Origin of the sequence: Pseudomonas parafulva NBRC 16636 = DSM 17004 (assembly GCF_000730645.1) — a bacterium.
GTDB lineage: Bacteria > Pseudomonadota > Gammaproteobacteria > Pseudomonadales > Pseudomonadaceae > Aquipseudomonas > Aquipseudomonas parafulva.
Genome location: NZ_BBIU01000004.1, coordinates 200,894 through 221,400, shown reverse-complemented (window position 1 = coordinate 221,400; position 20,507 = coordinate 200,894). Strand labels below are relative to the sequence as shown.

Sequence of the window (20,507 nt, the reverse complement as noted above, 5' to 3'; positions counted from 1 at the left end):
TGCTGCGGCACCAGGGTTGATCAGACAGCGAACAGCAGGAACTCACGCTCCCAGGAACTGATGACGCGCTTGAAGTTTTCGTGCTCGGCACGTTTGGTGGCGACGTAGCCGGTGATGAACTTCTTGCCCAGGTACTGCACCAGGGCACGGCTGTTCTCCATGCGCTCCAGGGCGTCCTCGATAGTCAACGGCAAGCGCAGGTTGCGCCGCTCGTAACCACGCCCCTGTACCGGCGCACTGGCTGCAATGCCTTCGACCATGCCGATGTAGCCGCACAGCAGGCTGGCTGCAATGGCCAGGTAAGGGTTGGCGTCGGCGCCAGGCAGGCGGTTTTCCACCCGCCGGTTTTGCGGGCCGGCGTCCGGTACGCGCAGGCCGACGGTACGGTTTTCTTCACCCCACTCCACATTCACCGGTGCCGAGGTGTCGGGCAGGAAGCGGCGGAACGAGTTGACGTTGGGGGCGAACAGCGGCAACGCCTCGGGGATGAACTTCTGCAGGCCGCCAATGTGGTTGAGGAACAGCTCGCTCATGCTGCCATCGGCATTGCTGAAGATATTCTTGCCAGTGGCCACGTCCACCACGCTCTGGTGCAGGTGCATGGCGCTGCCGGGCTCACCGGTCATGGGCTTGGCCATGAAGGTAGCCGCCACGTTGTGCTTGAGCGCCGCCTCACGCATGGTGCGCTTGAACACCAGGATCTGGTCTGCCAGGTGCAGGGCATCGCCGTGACGGAAGTTGATTTCCATCTGCGCCGTGCCGTCTTCATGAATGAGCGTGTCCAGGTCGAGTTGCTGCAGTTCGCACCAGTCGTAGACGTCTTCGAACAACGGGTCGAATTCGTTGGCGGCTTCGATCGAGAACGACTGGCGCCCCGTTTCTGGGCGACCTGAACGGCCTACGGGCGGTTGCAGCGGGAAGTCGGGGTCTTCAACGCGCTTGGTCAGGTAGAACTCCATCTCGGGCGCGACGATGGGCTGCCAGCCTTTGTCGGCGTAGAGCTTGAGCACCTTTTTCAGCACGTTGCGCGGCGACAGCTCGACCGGGTTGCCCTTCTTGTCGTAGGTGTCGTGGATCACCTGCGCGGTCGGTTCGATGGCCCAGGGCACCAGGAACACGGCGCCCTCGTCGGGGCGGCAGATCATGTCGATGTCCGCTGGGTCCAGCAGCTCGTAGTAGATGTCGTCGTCCACATAATCGCCGGTCACGGTCTGCAGCAGTACGCTCTCGGGCAGGCGCATGCCTTTTTCGGCGATGAACTTGTTGGTGGGCGAAATCTTGCCGCGCGTGATGCCTGTCAGGTCGCTGATCATGCATTCGACTTCGGTGATCTTGTGCTCTTTCAACCAATCGGTGAGCTGGTCGAGGTTGTTACTCATAAATACCTCAGGAGGTAAGGTGGTCCGCGACTTGATTCTGGCTGCAGTAGGTAGCTAAAGCAAAACCCCCCGCCCACGCGGGGGGTGGATACACTGCACGTGGAGCGTATCCGTAACGGGGTATCGGGGCAGGAATACGGAGAAAAGGCGAAAACCAATGACGAGGGCGGGCCGAGCGATGCCAGACGTCAATTATTGCGGCCAGTGCGGGCCTTGTGTCGACGCACCGCGCAAGCATGACTGGAACACCCTGAAGCACTGTATGTGCAGCGCTTTCAGGCCGTGACAAGCGGACCATGTGACCCTCGTTTTATTGTGTTCTGGGGTGTGATCGAGCTTAGCCTCGTTCATTTTTTTACACAACTACCGCGTAAAAAATAAACGACGGCAAGCTTCAGATAGCTCTTATCGATGGAAATAGCGGATAATGGCACGCCCCGATATGCAGCAAATCTGCCGTAGATGATCCATTTCAGGGCATCATGGGGTCGGCTTGACATCAGTTGGGCTTTTCGATTGACTGGTCCTGCAAGCCCCCCTTGATTGATATTTTTAACAACAAAGGTGTTGCATCATGTCGGTACCCCCGCGTGCCGTTCAGCTTAACGAAGCGAACGCGTTCCTTAAGGAACATCCTGAGGTTCTCTACGTTGACCTTCTGATTGCAGATATGAATGGTGTGGTGCGCGGCAAGCGCATAGAGCGCACCAGCCTCCACAAGGTTTACGAGAAAGGCATCAACCTGCCGGCCTCCCTCTTCGCCCTGGACATCAACGGTTCCACCGTCGAAAGCACCGGGCTTGGCCTGGACATCGGCGATGCTGACCGCATCTGCTACCCGATTCCGGACACCCTCTCCAACGAGCCGTGGCAAAAACGCCCGACCGCCCAGCTGCTGATGACCATGCACGAGCTGGAAGGCGAGCCGTTCTTCGCCGACCCGCGTGAAGTACTGCGCCAGGTAGTGAGCAAGTTCGACGATATGGGCCTGACCATCTGCGCCGCATTCGAACTGGAGTTCTACCTGATCGACCAGGAGAACGTGAACGGCCGCCCGCAGCCACCACGCTCGCCCATTTCAGGCAAACGCCCGCAGTCGACCCAGGTCTACCTGATCGACGACCTCGACGAGTATGCCGACTGCCTGCAGGACATCCTCGAAGGCGCCAAGGAACAAGGCATCCCGGCTGACGCCATCGTCAAGGAAAGCGCCCCCGCCCAGTTCGAAGTCAACCTGCACCACGTGCCCGACCCGCTCAAGGCGTGCGACTACGCGGTACTGCTCAAGCGGCTGATCAAGAACATCGCCTACGACCATGAGATGGACACCACCTTCATGGCCAAGCCCTACCCGGGCCAGGCAGGCAACGGTTTGCATGTACATATTTCCGTGCTGGACAAAGATGGCAACAACATCTTCACCAGCGAGGATCCCGAGCAGAACGCCGCGCTACGTCACGCTGTCGGCGGTGTGCTCGAGACCCTGCCCGCGTCCATGGCGTTCCTGTGCCCGAACGTGAACTCGTACCGCCGCTTTGGCGCGCAGTTCTACGTGCCCAATGCGCCGAGCTGGGGCCTGGACAACCGTACCGTCGCCCTGCGCGTGCCTACTGGCTCGCCGGACGCGGTGCGTATCGAACACCGCGTGGCCGGTGCCGATGCCAACCCGTACCTGATGATGGCTGCCGTGCTGGCAGGCGTTCACCATGGCCTGACCAACAAGGTCGAGCCTGGCGAGCCGATCGAAGGCAACTCGTACGAGCAGCTGGAACAGAGCCTGCCGAACAACCTGCGCGATGCATTGCGCGAGCTGGATGACAGCGAGATCCTCAACAAGTACATCGATCCGAAGTACATCGACATTTTTGTCGCGTGCAAGGAGAGCGAGCTGGAGGAGTTCGAGCACTCGATCTCTGACCTCGAGTACAACTGGTATCTGCACACCGTGTAAATGAAAACGCCGCCCCTCCAGGCGGCGTTTTTTTTGGGGTCTCCCGCGAAGAGCCCACCCCAGGTTTACAGAGCCTTCTCGAAAATCTTCGAATTGCGCTGGTAGTTGTACAGCGAAGCCCTCGCCGCCGGCAGGCGCTCGACACCACTGGGTGCAAAACCGCGCTCGCGGAACCAGTGCGCCGTACGCGTAGTAAGCACGAACAAAGTACTCAACCCCAACTGCCGAGCGCGGCTCTCGATGCGCTCCAGCAGCTCGTCACCGCGGCCGCCGTGGCGGTACTCCGGGTTTACCGCCAGGCACGCCAGCTCGCCAGTATCGGACTCGGCAATCGGGTACAACGCCGCGCAGGCGATGATCATGCCTTCACGCTCCACCACGCTGAACTGCTCGATCTCGCGCTCCAGCACCTCACGCGAGCGGCGCACCAGGATGCCTTGCTCTTCCAGCGGGCTGATGAGGTCGAGCAAACCGCCCACGTCTTCGATGGTGGCCTCGCGCACGATCTCGAACTGCTCTTGCGACACCAGCGTACCGCCACCTCCCCGCGTGAACAGCTCATTGAGCAGCGCACCGTCTTCGGCGTAACTGACGATATGGCTGCGCGCCACGCCGCCCTTGCACGCCTCGGCTGCAGCATCCAGCAACTCGGCCTGGTAGTCACTGCCCAGCCGCTGCAGATGGGGCGCCACCTGCTGCGGGCGCAGTTCACGTATCAGGTTGCCCTGCTCGTCCAGCAAGCCCGACTCGGCACCGAACAGCAGCAACTTGTCGGCGCCCAGTTCGATGGCAGCACGGGTGGCAACGTCTTCGCAGGCCAGGTTGAAGATTTCACCGGTAGGCGAATAGCCCAGCGGTGACAACAATACGATGGAGCGCTCATCGAGCAGCCGGCTGATGCCCTTGCGGTCAACCCGGCGCACTTCGCCGGTGTGGTGGAAGTCCACACCCTCCACCACCCCGATGGGCCGTGCGGTGACCAGGTTGCCGGAGGCTACCCGCAAACGTGAACCCTGCATCGGCGAGGCGGCGATATCCATCGACAACCGTGCCTCGATAGCCAGGCGCAGCGCTCCCACCGCATCGATCACGCAGTCCAGCGTGGGCGCATCGGTGATGCGCAGGCCGCGATGGTAGCGCGGGGCAAGGCCACGCTCGGCCAGGCGGTTTTCGATCTGCGGGCGCGAACCATGCACCAGGACCAGGCGCACGCCCAGGCTGTGAAGCAGCACCAGGTCGTGGACGATATTGCCGAAATTAGGGTGTGCAACCCCATCGCCGGGGAGCATGACCACGAAGGTGCAGTCGCGATGGGCGTTGATGTACGGGGAGGCATGACGCAGCCAGTTGACGTAATCGGGCATGACAGGGCCTGTGGGTAAGTGGACGGAGAACGGCGGTACAGGGGGCGTTCGGCATCATCGTCGGAACAGGCTTGCGGTCACGCGCGGTCTCCTCTAGGCAGAAACGATTGAATGCGATGGACGTTTACTGCAGGCAATAGTGCCGGATCAGGTCACGCAATAGACGCACCGTAGGCTCGATACGTGACATTTCAAGGTACTCGCCCGGCTGGTGGGCGCAGGCGATATCACCCGGGCCCAGCACGATGGTCTGGCAGCCCAGCTGCTGAAGATAAGGCGCTTCAGTGCCGAATGCCACCGCTTCGGCGCGGTGGCCGGTGAGGCGCTCGGCCACCTGGACTAGCTCGGCGTCGGCCGCCTGCTCGAACGGCGGCACCTCGGGGAACAGCGGCGCATAGTCGATGCGCACTTCGTGACGCTCGGCGACCGGCTGCAACTTTTCACGGATGGCGGCACGTAACTGCTCCACGTCCATGCCCGGCAACGGCCGCAGGTCGAACTCCAGGGCGCATTGCCCACAGATACGGTTGGGGTTGTCGCCTCCGTGAATACAGCCGAAGTTCATGGTCGGCGCAGGTACCGTGAACTGCGGGTTACGGTAGGTAGCCTGCCATTGCCGGCGCAGGCCCATCAGTTCGCCCATGGCCTCGTGCATGGCCTCCATGGCGCTGTGGCCCAGGCTCGGGTCGGAGGAGTGGCCGCTGCGACCGAGGATGTCGATGCGGTCCATCAGGATGCCCTTGTGCATGCGGATGGGCTTGAGGCCGGTCGGCTCGCCGATGACGGCTGCGCGGCCAAGCGGCTGGCCGGCCTGCGCCAAGGCACGGGCACCCGACATCGAGCTCTCTTCGTCACAGGTGGCCAGGATCAGCAGGGGCTGCTTGAAGCCATGCTCAAGCAGCGGGATGACCGCCTCGATGACCAGCGCAAAAAAACCTTTCATGTCGCAGCTGCCCAGCCCCACCCAGCGGCAGTCCACCTCGGTGAGTTTGAGCGGGTCACTGGCCCACAGTTGCTCGTCATAGGGCACGGTGTCGCTGTGCCCGGCCAGTACCAGCCCGCCCGGGCCGGTACCACGGCTGGCCAGCAGGTTGAATTTGCCGGGGGTGACCTGCTGAATGTCGCAGGCGAACCCCAGGTCACCGAGCCAACCCGCCAGCAGGTCGATCACCTGGCGGTTGGACTGGTCCAGCGCAGGCTGGGTGCAACTGACCGAAGGCGCAGCGATCAAGGCGGCAAATTGGTCTTTCAGCGGCGGCAACGGCATGCGCGTACTCCTCGGAAGCGTTGCCCATCATAGGACTATCCGCTGTCTGGAATAAACCGTTGGCGGTCGACTGCTGTAGACTCTGCGTCAACCACGCCCCCTCCTTCGAGCCTGTGATGCACAAAGAAACCGAACTCAAGCTGCGCACCAGCCGCGAGACCCTTGCCGCGCTGCGCGAGCACCCGCTGCTGAAAAAGCGCAACAAGTCTGGCTGGCAGACCCGCGAACTGCTCAACCAGTACTTCGACACCCCGGAGCGCGAGCTTTCTGCCGCCCGCGTCGCCCTGCGCCTGCGCCGCGACGGCGATGCCGTCATCCAGACCTTGAAATGCCGCGGCCAGAGCGTGGCCGGGCTGTCCGAGCGCAACGAGTACGAATGGCCGCTGGACAAGGCCAAGCTGGACCTCAAGAAGCTCGACGACAGCTGCTGGCCGGCACAACTGGCGAGCCTGGACAAAAAAACCATCAAGCCGCTGTTCACCACCGACTTCACCCGTGAATACGCCGAAATCGCCTGGGGCCGCGGCAAGAGCAAGGTTGTGATCGAAGCAGCCCTGGATCAAGGCTTTGTGGTCGCCGGCAAGCGCAAGGAAGCCATCTGCGAGTTGGAGCTGGAACTGCGCGAGGGTGACCCGCAGGCCTTGCTGGAGCTCGCTGCGGAGCTTGCCGCCAGCCTGCCACTGATGCCATGCGACATCAGCAAGGCCGAGCGTGGCTACCGCCTGCTGGAGCCTGACAGCTACGACCTGGGGCTGCCAGCCACCGAGCTGGACGCCGAGATGGCAGTGGACGATGCCTACGCCGCCCTGGCCTGGCAACTGCTGGGCAGCAGCCAGCGACTGGCCGAGCAGTACCGCCATAATGGCCATTGGCGGCTGCTGCAGGACTGGGTGGAATGCCTGGGCGAACTGCGCGCCCTTACCGCCAGCCTGGGCCAGGCCGCCCCGCGTGCTGCTACCCGCGACCTGCGCGGGCGCCTTGATGCGCTGCTGGAAGACTGGCGCCCGCTGGTACAGGCTGGCAACGACGACGAAGACGTCCGCCGTGCAGCCCCCGAGCAGTTTGCCGAAGAGCTGGAAGACACCCGCTGGGGCCAGTTCTCGCTGGAAACCTCGCGCTGGCTGTTGGCCCGCACCTGGACGGTGGAGCGCAAGGGCCGTGGCGAGCGTCAGGGCAAGGCACAACTGACCAGCTGGCTGGCACACCTGGTGGGTGAAGAGGGCCGCGCGCTCAAGTTGCCGCTGTACACCCAGCGCCCCGAAGACCTGGCAGAACAGCTGCCGCGCATCGAACAGTTGCTGGCCTGGCTGCACCATGCCCGGCAGGTACTGGATGCGCCGCAGATGGACCGCCTGTACGGCGACCTGAAAAAGCTCCATGAGCTGGCGGAGCAACCCATCAGCGATGAGTCGCTGGAAGCCCGCATCGAACAGGCGCGTGCCGTGGATCAGAGCCGGGGCTGGAAGCACCTGCTCAAGGCCTGACCCCGCTCACGCCCCGCTGCGCCCTCAACGGGCCAGCGGCAGGCTGGTGGTGGACTTGATTTCCGAGAGGGCCACGATCGAGTTCACCTCCTGTATGCCAGGCACGTTCGACAGTTTTTCGAAGAAGAACCGCTCGTAGGCTTCGATGTCGGGCGTGACGATGCGCAGCAGAAAGTCCACAGACCCCATCAGCACATAGCATTCCAGCACCTCCGGAAACCCACGGATTGCGTCGGTGAACTCGGTGAAGTTGGAGCGCCCGTGTGCGTTGAGTTTCACCTCGGCAAATATCTGCGTGTTCAGGCCAATTTTTTTACGGTCCAGCAAAGTGACCTGCGCCCGGATGACGCCTTCCTCGCGCAACCGCTGAATACGCCGCCAGCACGGCGATTGCGACAGGCCCACACGCTCGGCGATCTGTGCGCTGGACAGCGACGCGTCTTCCTGCAGCAGTTCCAGAATGCGAAGGTCATAAGCATCCAGTTCGCTGCGCATTGATCAGTCTCCAATATCTGTTTTTTCGAATAACTTTATTCGCCTTACCGGCGAACGAGCTCGATCATAGCGAAACAATGCCGTTTCAGGCATGCAAGAATTTCTGCATGAACCTGGAGATGCCCATGAACCCGATGCCCCGTACCGACGCCTGGGCCGCCAGCAACGCCCACAGCACCGTGAGCTACCAGATGCAGGCCGAAGCCGAGCCGGACAGCCTGTGCCGCGTGCTCAACCTCTTCGCGTTGCAGTTTCTGACGCCGCACAGCGTCCACGTGAGCCAGCACGAGGATTGGCTGGCCATTGAAATCGGCATTGCCGGGCTAAGCTGGCACCGCGCCGAGGTGATTGCGCAAAAACTTCGTAACCTGGTGTGCGTGGCCGATGTGAACCTGACCAACCAACACCGTGTGGAACTGGCAGTGATCTAGCGCCAGCGCAGATCCTGAAAAACGTCGAAACCCTTTGCAACTGCCGCCTGCGGTCGCCCGGCTAGCCTTGATGGGCGTACCCATCAGGCACGGACGCCCTCATGCACAACCCCGACACCCTCACACTCGACCTGCACCGCGTACTCGAAGCCCTGCTCGCCGACAGGCTGGTGGATGCCAACGACAGCCTGCGGGTGCTGCAACACGCGGCCGAACACCCCGTCGACCACCCGCTTGAGCAGATCGCCGCCTGCGCCCTGGACAACCGCAAATCCCCCGGCCAGCCACTGGACCTGGACCATTTGTGCCAGTGGCTGGCGGGCAAGGTCGGCCAGCCCTACCTGCGCATCGACCCTCTGCAACTGAACCTGCCCCAGGTGTCGGGCCTTGTATCGCCCGCCTTCGCCCGGCGACACGGCATCCTGATCGTCGCCGCCGACGCCCTCAGCGTCACCGTGGCCAGCGCCCAGCCCTATCAGGACGACTGGCAGGCAGACCTTGCGCGCAGCCTCGGCCGCAAGGTGCTGCGGGCGGTGGCCAGCCCCCTGCACATACGCGAGTGCGGGCAATCGTTCCAGCGCCTGGCGCAGTCGGTGAAAGGCGCCCAGACCCAACAGTCGACCAGCCTGGGCGAGCTGGAACAATGGCTGGAAGCGGGCAGGCGCCACACCGACGCAAACGCAGATGATGCCCACATCGTGCACATCGTCGACTGGCTGCTGCTGTATGCCCTGGAACAACGCGCCAGCGACATCCACCTGGAGCCGCGCCGCGATCAGGGCCACTTGCGCTACCGTATCGACGGCCTGCTGCACGCCGTCTACAGCTTCCCGGCCGGGGTGTCACTGGCGCTGGTCAGCCGGCTCAAGCACCTGGCTGGCATGGACGTGGCGCAGAAACGTCGCCCTCAGGACGGCAGGTTGCATAGCCGTCTGCCCAGCGGCGAGGCAGTGGAGTTGCGGCTATCCACGCTCCCTACCTCGTTCGGCGAAAAGCTGGTATTGCGCCTGTTCGACCCGCAGCGGCTGCATGAGAGCTTCGAACAACTGGGCCTGCACGCGCAGCAACTGGCACAGTGGCAAACCCTGCTTGGCCAGCGCCAGGGCATCATCCTGGTCACTGGCCCTACCGGCTCGGGCAAGACCAGCACGCTTTACGCCAGCCTCAACTACCTGGCTACGCCCCAGGTCAACCTGTGCACCATCGAAGACCCTGTGGAGCGGATCGAACCCGCCTTCAACCAGTTTCAGGTCCAGCACAGCCTGGGCCTGGGGTTCTCCGAGGGCGTAAGGGCGATGCTGCGCCAAGACCCGGACATCATCATGATCGGCGAGATACGCGACCGCGAAACCGCCCTGGTCGCCGTGCAGGCGGCACTCACCGGGCACCTTGTGCTGTCTACCCTGCATACCAACGATGCCTGTGCAACGATCATCCGTTTGCAGGAGCTGGGCGTGGCCGACTACCTGATAAAAGCGACCTTGGTGGGGGTGATGGCGCAGCGGTTGGTGCGCACGGTTTGCCGGCGCTGCCAACCCAACGCATCCGCAGCCTGCCGCACCTGCCGCGGCACAGGCTTCTGGGGCCGCACGGGGCTGTTCGAGCTGCTGGTACCCAGTGAGCGCCTCAAGGCAATGATCGGCCCCGGAACGGACCTGGTAGACCTGCGCCGCCAGGCACTGGCCGATGGCCTGATCGACTTGCGCCGCGCTGCCCAGGCAAAGCTGGCAAGCGGCCAGACCGTGGAGCAGGAAGTGCTGCGAGCCTGCAACTGACCCACCTTGGGCATCAAGGAACTTGGCGTGCTGGAAAAGATCCAAATCGCATCTTAAACCCCCACCCTTCGAGGTGATCAATCATGCGTCTCAAAACCGCCATCACCGTCGCTGCCTTGCTTTCGCTGCCCGTCGGCTCGGCCATGGCCGATACGTTCTGGCGTAATGTGCTTTCGTCCGGCGCAACCACCGGGTCGACGTACCTGACCTCGCGCGACCATAAGCTGGTCATGGCTGCACAGGACGATGCTGGGAGCTTCGTGGCCAGCGATGGCGCCATTCGCGGCCCCTTCCTGGAATCGGCGATGCGCCAGGTGCGGGTGGAGAACCCGGGCCTGAAGGCGACTGACATGGAGCTGGCCAACGCCATTCTGGCGAAGAATGCGGTGGCCGAGTAAACCTATAACCGGTGACTGCAAAAGGGCTGCCCGGCAGCCCTGAGCATTGCATCACTCGCCGATGGCTGCCTTGTAACCGGCAGCATCCAGCAGCTTTTGCAACTCTGCAGCATCGCTTGGCTTGAGCTTGAAGATCCAGGCATCGTAAGGCTGTTCATTCAATTGCTCAGGGCTGTCAGCCAACGCCTCGTTGACGGCGATCACTTCGCCACCCACCGGGGCGTAGATGTCCGAGGCCGCCTTCACCGATTCCACCACGCCCGCTGCGTCGCCAGCGGCGAACACCTTGCCCACTTCGGCCAATTCCACGAAAACCACATCACCCAAGGCTTCCTGGGCGTGGTCACTGATGCCTACGGTAACCGTGCCGTCGGCTTCCAGGCGAGCCCACTCATGGCTGTCGGCAAAACGCAGTTCGGCGGGGATATTGCTCATGTCTTGAATTCCTCGATTGGCTCAGCGGTACGCCCGCCGTTATGTGATGGTTCAGATCAGGACCTTGCCATGGCGCACGAAGGTCGGCTTGACCACGCGCACCGGGTACCATTTGCCACGAATTTCTACCTCGGCCCGGTCACCCGTGGCCATGGGCACGCGTGCAAGGGCGATGGACTTGCTCAGCGTAGGGGAGAAACTACCACTGGTGATCTCCCCTTCGCCAATCCCTGCTACACGCACGACCTGATGGGCGCGCAGAACACCGCGTTCTTCCAGTACCAGGCCGACCAGTTTTTCCTGGACACCCTGCTCGATTTCGGCCAGCAGGGCGGCGCGACCGATGAAGTCGCGAACGGGCTCCCAGGCAATGCTCCAGCCCAGGTTGGACGTCAACGGGGTATGGGTTTCGTCGATATCCTGGCCATACAGGTTCATGCCCGCTTCAAGGCGCAGGGTATCGCGGGCGCCCAGGCCACTCGGCGCGATACCGGCACCCACCAGGTCGTTGAAAAAGTTCACGGCCTGGTCGCCGGGGAAGATGATTTCCAGGCCATCCTCGCCGGTGTAGCCGGTGCGCGCGAAGAACCAGTCGCCGTCGGCGAGGCCCTCGAAGGGGCGCAGTTGGCGAATCAGGGCAGCACGCGAGGCACTGACCAGCGCTGCGACCTTTTCCCGGGCATGGGGGCCCTGAATTGCCAGAACGGCCAGGTCGGGGCGCACCTGAAACTGCACGGCAAAGCCCTCGCCCTGCAATTGCAGCCAGCCGAGCACCCGGGCCCGGGTGGCCGCGTTGGTGACCAGGCGGTAGCCATTGGCGGTGCGATAGGCGATCAGGTCATCGATGACGCCGCCCTGCTCGCTCAGCAGTGGGCTGTAGAGGGCCTGCCCGACCAGGCCCAAGCGGGCGACGTCGTTGGCCAGCAGCCGCTGCAGCCAGCCGGTGGCCTCATCGCCCTGGACATCGATGACGGTCATGTGGGAGACATCGAACACCCCACAGTCCTTGCGCACCTGGTGGTGCTCCTCAACCTGCGAGCCGTAGTGCAGCGGCATGTCCCAGCCGCCGAAATCGACCGTCTTGGCACCCAGTGCCAGGTGCAGGTCATACAAAAGCGTGCGCTGTCCCATGGGTTTCTCCTTCCGGGCGTGGCGAAGCGGCGGCGGTGCGAAACTGGGCGCCGTCCGGCTGTGCCAGACCTGCTGCTACGCCATCACCCGCCGCGCGAATGCCGCGCATTGTAGCGGCAAGCCCGCCAAGTGGCACCCTCAGCGCGACTGCCCGGGCCGCCGTGCAGAACGCCTGATAAGGCCGACGACCGGCAGCAGGCCCACCAGCACCAGCGTCAGCGCCGGCAGCGACGCACGCGCCCACTCCCCCTCGCTGGTCATCTCGAACACCCGCACAGCCAGCGTATCCCAACCAAACGGGCGCATCAGCAGGGTGGCCGGCATCTCCTTGAGTACGTCGACGAACACCAGCAACGCGGCACTGAGTACCCCGGGCACCAAGAGCGGGAGGTACACCCTGAAAAACAACCTGGGGCCGCCCACGCCCAGGCTGCGGGAGGCCTCCGGCAGCGAAGGGCGAATCCGTTCCAGGCTGCTTTCCAGCGGCCCGTAGGCTACGGCGATGAACCGCACCAGGTAGGCCAACAGCAGCGCCGCAAGGCTACCCAGCAACAAAGGCTTGCCGGCACCACCCAGCCAAGTGGACAGCGGAATCACCAGGTGGTTATCCAAATAGCTGAACGCCAGCATGATCGACACGGCCAGCACAGAGCCTGGCAAGGCGTAGCCCAGGTTGGCCAGCCCTACCCCCATGCGGATACCGGCCGCAGGTGCCTGGCGCCGGGCAAAGGCCAGCAGCAAGGCCACGCAAACCGTGAGCAACGCCGCCGTCCCCCCCAGATACAGGGTATGCAGCACCAGGCCCACATAGCGCTCATCCAGGTCGAAACGCCCGCGCTGCCAGAACCACCACAGCAACTGCAGCACCGGGATGACGAATGCACAGGCGAATACCAGCAGGCACCAGCCACTGGCCAGAAGCGCCTTCAGGCCGCGCAGCCGGTACAACGCCTGCCCGCGCGGCCGTTCGTTGCCACTGCGGCTGGCCCCCCGGGCGCGACGTTCGCCATACAGCACCAGCATGACTGCCAACAGCAGCAGGCTGGCCAGCTGTGCGGCAGTGGAGAGGCTGAAGAAGCCGTACCAGGTCTTGTAGATGGCCGTGGTGAAGGTGTCGAAGTTGAAGACCGCCACGGCGCCGAAGTCGGCCAGGGTTTCCATCAGCGCCAGTGCGATGCCTGCGCCGATCGCTGGCCGCGCCATCGGCAGGGCCACCCGCCAAAACGCCTGCAACGGCGACAGGCCTAGCACCCGCGCCGCTTCCATCAGGCCTTTGCCCTGGGCCAGGAAGGCAGTGCGCGCCAGCAGGTACACGTAGGGATAGAACACCAGCACCAGCACGATGATCACACCACCGGTAGAGCGTACCCGCGGCAGGCGCATGGGCCCGAAGGCCTCACGCAAGGCCGTCTGCACCGGGCCGGCGAAGTCCAGCAGCCCAACGAAGACGAACGCCAGCACGTAGGCGGGGATGGCAAATGGCAACATCAGTGCCCAATCCAGCCAGCGCCGCCCCGGAAACTCGCACAGGCTGGTCAGCCAGGCCAGGCTGACGCCCAGCACGGTGACACCGATGCCCACACCCACCACCAGCGTCAGGGTATTGCCCAGCAGCCGGCTCATTTGCGTGTCCAGCAGGTGTGACCAGATCTGCAGGTCCACCGCTTGCCAGGACAGCAGCAGCACGCTCAGCGGCAGCAGTACCAGCGCGGCGATCAGGCCGACCGGCAGGTACCAGCGGCGTTGGGGGGTGTGGGGCAAGGTCTGGTTTCCGAGTGGGGTGAGGCGGGCTTAGTTGTAGCCTGCACGGTCCATCAGGCGAATGGCTTCAGCCTGGCGCTTGCCGGCGATTTCCACCGGGATGCTGTCGGCCTTGAAGCTGCCCCAGGCGGCGACTTCATCCGAAGGCTTGACCTTCGGGTTCGCCGGAAACTCCTGGTTGATGTCGGCAAACAGCTTCTGCGCCTCTTCACCGGTCATCCACTCCACCAGCTTTTTGGCCGCTTCCGGGTGCGGTGCATGCTTGGTCAGGCCGATACCGGACAGGTTGACGTGCACACCGCGGTCGCCCTGGTTGGGCCAGAAGATTTTCACCGGCAGGTTCGGGTTCTGCTTGTGCAGGCGACCGTAGTAGTAGGTATTGACCACGCCTACGTCGCACTGCCCGGCCTCGATGGCCTGGATCACTGCGTTGTCGTCGGAGAACACATCGGTGGACAGGTTGTTGACCCAACCCTTCACGATCTGCTCGGCCTTGGCTTCGCCGTGGTTTTCGATGAGGGTGGCCGTCAGCGACTGGTTGTACACCTTCTTGGCCGTGCGCAGGCACAGGCGGCCTTCCCAGTCCTTGTCGGCCAGCGCCTCATAGGTGCTCAGCTCTTCAGGCTTGACCCGGTCACTGGCGTAGACGATGGTGCGGGCGCGCAGGCTCAGGCCAGTCCAGTCATGGGACGAGGCGCGGTATTGTGCAGGGATGTTGCGGTCGATGATGTCCGACTTGATCGGTTGCAGAATGCCCATCTGCTCGGCCTGCCAGAGGTTGCCGGCATCGACGGTGAGCAGCAGGTCCGCCACCCCGTTGTCGCCCTCGGCCTTGATGCGTTGCATCAGTGGCGCTTCCTTGTCGGTGATGAACTTGATCTTGACCCCGGTCTTGGCGGTGTAGGCATCGAACACCGGCTTGATCAGCTCATCGATGCGCGAGGAATACACCACCACTTCGTCAGCTGCCTGGGCAGTGCCACCGAACAGGGTAAGGGCCAGTGCGGCCAACAGGGGCTTGCGTGGCAACATGGAAAGCGCTCCTCGGATCGTTAGAGAGGCGCAAATGGTAGTGAATCCCATTTTCCAGCTCATCCCCTTAGCCGTTACCGGATGTTGCAGTGGGCCACGGGGTGACCCCGGCGTTTCAGGCCTTGGCCAGTTGCGGCAGGTCGCCACTCAGGCCCAGCGCCTGGCGCACGAACACCGCCTTGGCTTCTGGCATCTGTTCCACCAGCTTCAAACCGCTGTTGCGCAACCAGCGCAGCGGCAGGGGGTTGGCCTGGAACAAACGCTCGAAGCCTTCCATGGCCGCCATCAGCGCCAGGTTGTGCGGCATGCGCCGGCGCTCATAGCGGCCCAGCACTTTCACATCGGCCAGCCGCTCGCCCCGCTCGCGGGCACCGATCAGTACCTCGGCCAGCACAGCGGCATCCAGGAAGCCCAGGTTCACGCCCTGCCCCGCCAGCGGGTGAATGGTGTGCGCGGCATCGCCAATCAATGCCAGGCCTTCATCCACGTAGCGTTTGGCATGGCGCTGGCGCAGCGGCACGCACACCCGAGGGTCGGTTTGCAGCACATCGCCCAGCCGCCCTTCGAATGCCTGCTGCAGCGCCTTGTTGAATGCAGGTTCGTCCAGCGCCATCAGCCGCTCGGCGTGTTCCGGGGTGGTCGACCACACGATCGAACACCAGTCTTGCGCGCCATCACGGCTTAGCGGCAGGAACGCCAGCGGGCCATCATCGGTAAAGCGCTGCCAGGCGGTGGCCTGGTGGCCGGCGGTGCAGCGCACGCTGGTGACGATGGCATGGTGCAGGTAGTCCCACTCGCGGGTTTCGCACCCGGCCAGGCGGCGTACCGCAGAGTTGGCGCCATCGGCAGCGACCACCAGTGGCGCCCGCAGTTGCCGGCCATCGTGCAAGGTCACCAGCCAGTCCTTGCCGGACCGGCGCAATTGCTCCAGCCGGGCGTTGGGCAGCAGGCCGACATCGCTGTCGTGCAGGCGCTCCAGCAGGCCGTCCTGCACCACCCGGTTCTCGACAATGTGGCCGAGTACCTGGGCATGCACGCTGGCGGCCGAGAAGTGGATCTGACCCGTGCCGCTGCCGTCCCACACCTGCATGTGGCAGTACGGTGTAGCACGGCGCTGCGCGATGCCTTCCCAGGCCCCCAGCCGCTCGAGAATGCGCTGGCTGGCGGCCGAGAGGGCACTGACCCGTGGCTCGAAGGCGGCACTGGCATCGAAAGGCCGCACTGTCAGCGGCCCGCCATCGAGCAGCAGCACGTGCAAGCCGCTGTGGCGCAAGGCCAAGGCCAGGGCACTGCCGACCATGCCGGCACCTACTATCAGAAGATCCGCGCGCATTTCCATGCCTTACGCCAGCCTCGCTTGCGGCTTGAGCCGCACGTATAGGGTTTTGTCGACCCGCGCCACCAGCTCGCCGGCACCGTCGCGGATATCCACCTGCAGCCTGGGCAGGCATTTTTTGCCGGTGGCGGTCTGTTGGCGGATTTCGTCCAGCAGCCCGTCATCGATGTGGAATTCGGCATACACCGGGCCCTTGCCCGGCGAAATGAAATCGATGCTGGCGGCCTTGTCCCAGACAATGTAGTCGCGCCCCAGTTGCTCGATCAGCAGCAGCATGTAGAACGGGTCGACCATGGCATACAGGCTGCCGCCGAACTGGGTACCGACGTAGTTGCGGTTCCAGCGCGTGAGCTTCATCGCCACCTGAATGCTGCGCATGTCCGGGCTGATGTGCTGCACACGGATACCAGCCCCCAGGTACGGCGGGTAGAGGTTGAGCATCCAGCGCAGCATGCGTGCACGCCGCGCCAGCTTGCGGGGGTTGCTCATGCTTTGCTCCGCAGGTCCGGCCGGGTACCCAGGCCCATGGCCTGGCGCGCGAACCAGCGCTTGGCCGGCGGCAGCAGGTCAAGGCCGAGCAGGCCGAGGTTACGTGCCGCCGCTACCAGCGGCTGGTTGCTGCCGAACAGGCGCGTGACCTGATCGGAAAAACCAATGGTCAGGGCCTGGTCCAGTTGCTGGCGACGGTGGTAAGCCTGCAGGGTCGGCAGGTCGCCCGGTATCGCGGGGCCGGCCAGAAGTGCCTCGGCCAGGGACTGCACGTCACGCAGCGACAGGTTGAAGCCCTGCCCGGCGATGGGGTGCAGGCTGTGCGCGGCATTACCCAGCACCACCAGGTGCGGCCGCACCTGTTCCTGGGCTTCGACCAGCGAAAGCGGATACAGGTGCCGGGCACCGACCTGGCGCAGCGCCCCCAGGCGATAGCCAAAAACACCCTGTAGCTCACGCAGGAAGCTGCGTTCGTCCACCTCGGCCAGGCGCTGTGCATCCATGCCCTGGCGCGTCCAGACCAGCGCGCAGCGGTTTTCAGGCAGCGGCAGCAAGGCCATGGGCCCGGCTTCGGTGAAGCGTTCGAAGGCTTGGCCGCCATGGGCTTCACCCGGCGTGATGTTGGCAATCAGCGCGCTCTGCTGGTAAGGCGTGGTGCGCACATGGATGCCCAGCTGCTCACGCAGCCCCGACCGACCGCCATCGGCGAGCACAGCCAGGTCGCACTCGAACAGCGTGTCGTCGTTGAGCCGCACGCGGTAACCGCCTTCGATGGCCTGCAGCGCAGACACCTCTGCGGGGCAGCGCCAGCTCACCACGTCACGGTCCAGGCCTTGCCACAGGCACTGCCCAAGCCAGGCGTTTTCTACCACATAGCCAAGCGCTGGCACGCCCTCCTGGCCGGCGTCCAGGCGGGTGGTGCCAAAGCGGCCACGGTCCGACACATGGATTTGCGTGATCGGTTCGGCCCTGCGGCCAATGGCCTGCCACAGCCCCAGTTGCTCGTAGATCTGCCGGGTGCCAAAGGACAGCGCCGATGAACGTGCATCGTAGCTGGGCTGGAAGCTGTCGCCGGGCGCGAAAGGCTCGATCAGCAGGATCTTCCAGCCGCGGGCCTTGGCGCCCGCCTGCAGGGCCAGGGCCAGGCTCGCGCCCACCAGGCCACCACCAATGATCGCCAGGTTTACCCGGTTCATACGCGCGCGGCCTGCATCAACGCTTCGATTTCGGCGACCGTGCGCGGCACGCCCGACGTCAGGATTTCACAACCTTGCCTGGTCACCACCACATCGTCCTCGATCCGTACACCAATGCCGCGCCACTTCCTGGCCACAGCCTGATTGTCGGCACCTATGTAGATACCGGGTTCGACGGTCAGGGCCATGCCAGGCTCGAGCACCCGCCATTCACCCCCGACCTTGTAGTCGCCCACATCGTGCACATCCATGCCCAGCCAGTGCCCGGCACGGTGCATGTAGAACGCACGGTAGGCTTCGCTGTCGATCAACGCCTGCACCTCACCCTCAAGCAGGCCCAGTTCCACCAAGCCCTCGGTAATGACCCGTACCGTGGCCTCGTGGGCGTGGTTCCAGTGCTTGCCGGGGGCGATTTCGGCGAACGCCGCCGCCTGGGCCTTGAGCACCAGCTCGTAGATGGCCTTCTGTTCAGGCGAAAAGCGCCCGCTGACCGGGAAGGTGCGGGTGATGTCGCTGGCGTAGCAGTCGATCTCACAACCGGCATCGATCAGCACCAGGTCGCCGTCCTTGAGCAGGGCGTCATTCTGCTGGTAGTGCAGGATGCAACCGTTGCGCCCGGCGGCCACGATGGACCCATACGCCGGCATCTTCGCCCCGCCCTTGCGGAACACGTAGTCCAGCTCGGCCTCCAGGCTGTACTCATACAGCCCAGCCCGGCACGCCTGCATGGCCTGCACATGGGCCCGCGCAGAAATATCCGCGGCGCTACGCATCACCTTCACTTCCGCCGCCGATTTATACAGGCGCATGTCGTGCAGCAGATGATCCAGGGCAACGAACTCGTTCGGCGGCTGCGCGCCCAGGCGAGCCTTGGAACGGATCACGTTGATCCAGTCCATCAGCCGGCGGTCGAATTCCGGGTTGCTGCCCATGGCGGTGTACACCCGCTCGCGGCCTTCGATCAGGCCCGGCAGGATTTCGTCGATGTCGGTGATGGGGAACGCATCATCGGCACCGAACTCGCGTACCGCGCCTTCCTGGCCGGCACGCAGGCCATCCCACAGCTCACGTTCGGGGTTGCGCTCGCGGCAGAACATCACGTACTCGCCATGCTCGCGGCCAGGGATGAGGGCGATCACCGCCTCGGGCTCGGGGAAACCACTGAGGTACTGGAAATCGCTGTCCTGCCGGTACACATGCTCGACGTCGCGGTTGCGGATGGCAACCGCAGCGGCGGGCAGGATGGCAATGCTGTTGGGGACCATCTGCGCCATCAGCGCCTTGCGCCGGCGGGCATACTCGGCCTTGGGAATACGGCTCATGGGCAGACTACCCCCGGGTTGGTCAGTGCAGAGATGGCTTGGGCGCGGGTGCAGCCGGCGTGGCCAGCTCGGAGAACAGCAGCAGCGGCGCTACGCGCAGGTATTCCATGACCTCCATGTAGTCGCTTTCGCCGTCTTCGGACTCTTCCAGGGCTTCTTGCACCTGGGAGATGGCGACCAGGTCCTGCAGCACTTCCTTGGCCTCGATGGACAGGTCTTTGCCGCCGGCGTTCAGGCCGAAGCCGGTAATGAAGCCCTGGCACCACTGGCCCAGCGCGGTGGCGCGGTCGGTGAGGGCGGCATCATCGGAAGGCAACAGCAGGACGATGGCCATTTCGTCGCCGGTGAGTTCACCCTTGACCATTTCCTGCAGGCCGATCAGGGCGTTGCGTACGGTATCGCCGGGTTCGGTTTCCAGCAGTTGGGCCGCATCGGCCAGCCAGGCATCGGCATCGAAGCCGGCACCGGCGCAGCTGCGGCCAATGAGCAGGCCGTGCAACTCGGCCGGGGTGACAGGGTGGCCATTGCTCGACAGCAGCATGGCGAAGGCGACGTAGGGCGATTGGGTATTGGGCATGGGCAGCTAGGCGCCAGACGGCGCAATGACTAGAATGGAGGCCTTGTATCCTAGCACCGGCAGGCGCGCCAAGACCATCGGCACTGGCCGGCGCCACCCAGGGAGAGGCATCATCGTCAGGTGAGTCAACGACGGAGCGAATCGAGTGCAACCCACGCAAGACAAAGACCTGCAGGCACTGATGAGCCGATTCGAGCTGCTGATCGAACGTGTCGAGCAACTTAAACGGCAAAATGCACTCCTAGTAGCTCAGGAAAAGTCCTGGCGCGAAGAGCGCGCCCACCTCATCGAAAAGAACGAGATCGCCAAGCGCAAGGTCGAGTCGATGATCTTACGCCTCAAGGCTCTGGAGCAAGACTCATGAGTTCAAGCAATAGCGTCACCGTGCAGATCCTGGACAAGGAATACTCGATCATCTGTCCACCCGAAGAGCGCAACAACCTGGTGAGCGCAGCGCATTACCTGGACAGCAAGATGCGCGAGATCCGCAGCAGCGGCAAGGTGATCGGGGCCGACCGCATCGCGGTGATGGCAGCGCTGAACATCACCCACGAAATGCTGCACCGCCAGGAAGACCGCACCGCTGCACCTGCGGGTGGGGCGAGCCGCGAGCAGGTGCGCGACCTGCTGGAACGGGTCGATCAGGCGCTGTCCGACGATGCGGATACCAAAATCAGCTGAGAT

Annotated in this window: 20 protein-coding genes; 7 read left to right on the top strand and 13 right to left on the bottom strand. The window is 63.8% G+C overall.

Translation table 11 applies throughout. The features are described 5' to 3' along the window. Positions 1-20: 20 nt before the first annotated feature. The gene (locus tag PPA02S_RS03060; RefSeq protein WP_028632971.1) at positions 21-1,379 is read right to left on the bottom strand and encodes a glutamine synthetase family protein; all 1,359 of its coding nucleotides are present in this window, start codon (positions 1,377-1,379) and stop codon (positions 21-23) included. 574 nt (positions 1,380-1,953) lie between these two features. On the opposite strand from PPA02S_RS03060, the gene PPA02S_RS03055 reads away from it, so the two are divergent. Further along, positions 1,954-3,330, top strand: a complete 1,377-nt coding sequence (locus PPA02S_RS03055) for a glutamine synthetase family protein (protein ID WP_028632970.1) — start codon at positions 1,954-1,956, stop codon at positions 3,328-3,330. Between the two features lie 65 nt (positions 3,331-3,395). Here PPA02S_RS03055 and argA read toward each other — a convergent pair whose 3' ends face one another. Then, positions 3,396-4,694 carry an amino-acid N-acetyltransferase gene (gene argA, locus PPA02S_RS03050; RefSeq protein WP_028632969.1) on the bottom strand — a complete coding sequence of 433 codons (1,299 nt, stop codon included), beginning with the start codon at positions 4,692-4,694 and terminating at the stop codon, positions 3,396-3,398. A gap of 124 nt (positions 4,695-4,818) precedes the next feature. Further along, positions 4,819-5,961 (bottom strand): acetylornithine deacetylase, encoded by a 1,143-nt coding sequence (gene argE / locus PPA02S_RS03045; RefSeq protein WP_028632968.1) that lies wholly within the window; start codon positions 5,959-5,961, stop codon positions 4,819-4,821. 116 nt (positions 5,962-6,077) lie between these two features. On the opposite strand from argE, the gene PPA02S_RS03040 reads away from it, so the two are divergent. Continuing rightward, positions 6,078-7,445, top strand: coding sequence for a CYTH domain-containing protein (locus PPA02S_RS03040; protein ID WP_028632967.1), 1,368 nt, complete (start codon positions 6,078-6,080; stop codon positions 7,443-7,445). A 24-nt stretch (positions 7,446-7,469) separates the two neighbouring features. Here PPA02S_RS03040 and PPA02S_RS03035 read toward each other — a convergent pair whose 3' ends face one another. Beyond that, positions 7,470-7,940 (bottom strand): Lrp/AsnC family transcriptional regulator, encoded by a 471-nt coding sequence (locus PPA02S_RS03035; RefSeq protein WP_028632966.1) that lies wholly within the window; start codon positions 7,938-7,940, stop codon positions 7,470-7,472. 125 nt (positions 7,941-8,065) lie between these two features. Between PPA02S_RS03035 and PPA02S_RS03030 the strand changes: the two genes are divergently transcribed. The 3 genes from PPA02S_RS03030 (at position 8,066) to PPA02S_RS03020 (ending at position 10,544) form a co-directional block, all read left to right on the top strand. After that, on the top strand, positions 8,066-8,371 hold the full coding sequence (locus PPA02S_RS03030; protein WP_028632965.1) for an ACT-like domain-containing protein: 306 nt from the start codon (positions 8,066-8,068) through the stop codon (positions 8,369-8,371). Positions 8,372-8,472: 101 nt separating this feature from the next. After that, complete coding sequence (locus PPA02S_RS03025; protein WP_028632964.1) at positions 8,473-10,146, top strand: GspE/PulE family protein; 1,674 nt, start codon at positions 8,473-8,475, stop codon at positions 10,144-10,146. Positions 10,147-10,229: 83 nt separating this feature from the next. After that, entirely contained in the window at positions 10,230-10,544 is a 315-nt protein-coding gene (locus PPA02S_RS03020) for a DUF2388 domain-containing protein (protein ID WP_028632963.1), read from the top strand. A 51-nt stretch (positions 10,545-10,595) separates the two neighbouring features. On the opposite strand, the gene gcvH is transcribed toward PPA02S_RS03020, so the two are convergent. The 9 genes from gcvH to PPA02S_RS02975 all read right to left on the bottom strand — a co-directional run bounded on the left by gcvH (position 10,596) and on the right by PPA02S_RS02975 (position 19,823). Further along, positions 10,596-10,979, bottom strand: coding sequence for a glycine cleavage system protein GcvH (gene gcvH / locus PPA02S_RS03015; protein ID WP_028632962.1), 384 nt, complete (start codon positions 10,977-10,979; stop codon positions 10,596-10,598). 51 nt (positions 10,980-11,030) lie between these two features. After that, a complete protein-coding gene (gene gcvT / locus PPA02S_RS03010; RefSeq protein WP_028632961.1) occupies positions 11,031-12,110 on the bottom strand; it encodes a glycine cleavage system aminomethyltransferase GcvT in 1,080 nt (359 codons plus the stop codon). 138 nt (positions 12,111-12,248) lie between these two features. Continuing rightward, positions 12,249-13,871: an ABC transporter permease gene (locus PPA02S_RS03005; protein ID WP_028632960.1), complete on the bottom strand. Its 1,623-nt coding sequence runs from the start codon at positions 13,869-13,871 to the stop codon at positions 12,249-12,251. Positions 13,872-13,901: 30 nt separating this feature from the next. Continuing rightward, positions 13,902-14,903 carry an extracellular solute-binding protein gene (locus tag PPA02S_RS03000; RefSeq protein WP_028632959.1) on the bottom strand — a complete coding sequence of 334 codons (1,002 nt, stop codon included), beginning with the start codon at positions 14,901-14,903 and terminating at the stop codon, positions 13,902-13,904. Between the two features lie 115 nt (positions 14,904-15,018). After that, positions 15,019-16,236 carry a 2-octaprenyl-3-methyl-6-methoxy-1,4-benzoquinol hydroxylase gene (locus tag PPA02S_RS02995; RefSeq protein WP_169338810.1) on the bottom strand — a complete coding sequence of 406 codons (1,218 nt, stop codon included), beginning with the start codon at positions 16,234-16,236 and terminating at the stop codon, positions 15,019-15,021. A 9-nt stretch (positions 16,237-16,245) separates the two neighbouring features. Continuing rightward, the gene (locus PPA02S_RS02990; protein WP_028632957.1) at positions 16,246-16,728 is read right to left on the bottom strand and encodes a DUF4442 domain-containing protein; all 483 of its coding nucleotides are present in this window, start codon (positions 16,726-16,728) and stop codon (positions 16,246-16,248) included. Then, on the bottom strand, positions 16,725-17,924 hold the full coding sequence (gene ubiH / locus PPA02S_RS02985; RefSeq protein ID WP_028632956.1) for a 2-octaprenyl-6-methoxyphenyl hydroxylase: 1,200 nt from the start codon (positions 17,922-17,924) through the stop codon (positions 16,725-16,727). Before ubiH ends, PPA02S_RS02990 begins: the two co-directional genes overlap by 4 nt. Continuing rightward, the gene (gene pepP, locus PPA02S_RS02980; protein WP_028632955.1) at positions 17,921-19,246 is read right to left on the bottom strand and encodes a Xaa-Pro aminopeptidase; all 1,326 of its coding nucleotides are present in this window, start codon (positions 19,244-19,246) and stop codon (positions 17,921-17,923) included. Before pepP ends, ubiH begins: the two co-directional genes overlap by 4 nt. A gap of 22 nt (positions 19,247-19,268) precedes the next feature. Further along, positions 19,269-19,823 (bottom strand): YecA/YgfB family protein, encoded by a 555-nt coding sequence (locus PPA02S_RS02975; RefSeq protein ID WP_028632954.1) that lies wholly within the window; start codon positions 19,821-19,823, stop codon positions 19,269-19,271. A gap of 181 nt (positions 19,824-20,004) precedes the next feature. Between PPA02S_RS02975 and PPA02S_RS02970 the strand changes: the two genes are divergently transcribed. Continuing rightward, positions 20,005-20,187, top strand: coding sequence for a TIGR02449 family protein (locus tag PPA02S_RS02970; RefSeq protein ID WP_029886233.1), 183 nt, complete (start codon positions 20,005-20,007; stop codon positions 20,185-20,187). Continuing rightward, on the top strand, positions 20,184-20,504 hold the full coding sequence (locus PPA02S_RS02965) for a cell division protein ZapA (RefSeq protein ID WP_028632952.1): 321 nt from the start codon (positions 20,184-20,186) through the stop codon (positions 20,502-20,504). Before PPA02S_RS02970 ends, PPA02S_RS02965 begins: the two co-directional genes overlap by 4 nt. Positions 20,505-20,507 lie beyond the last annotated feature (3 nt).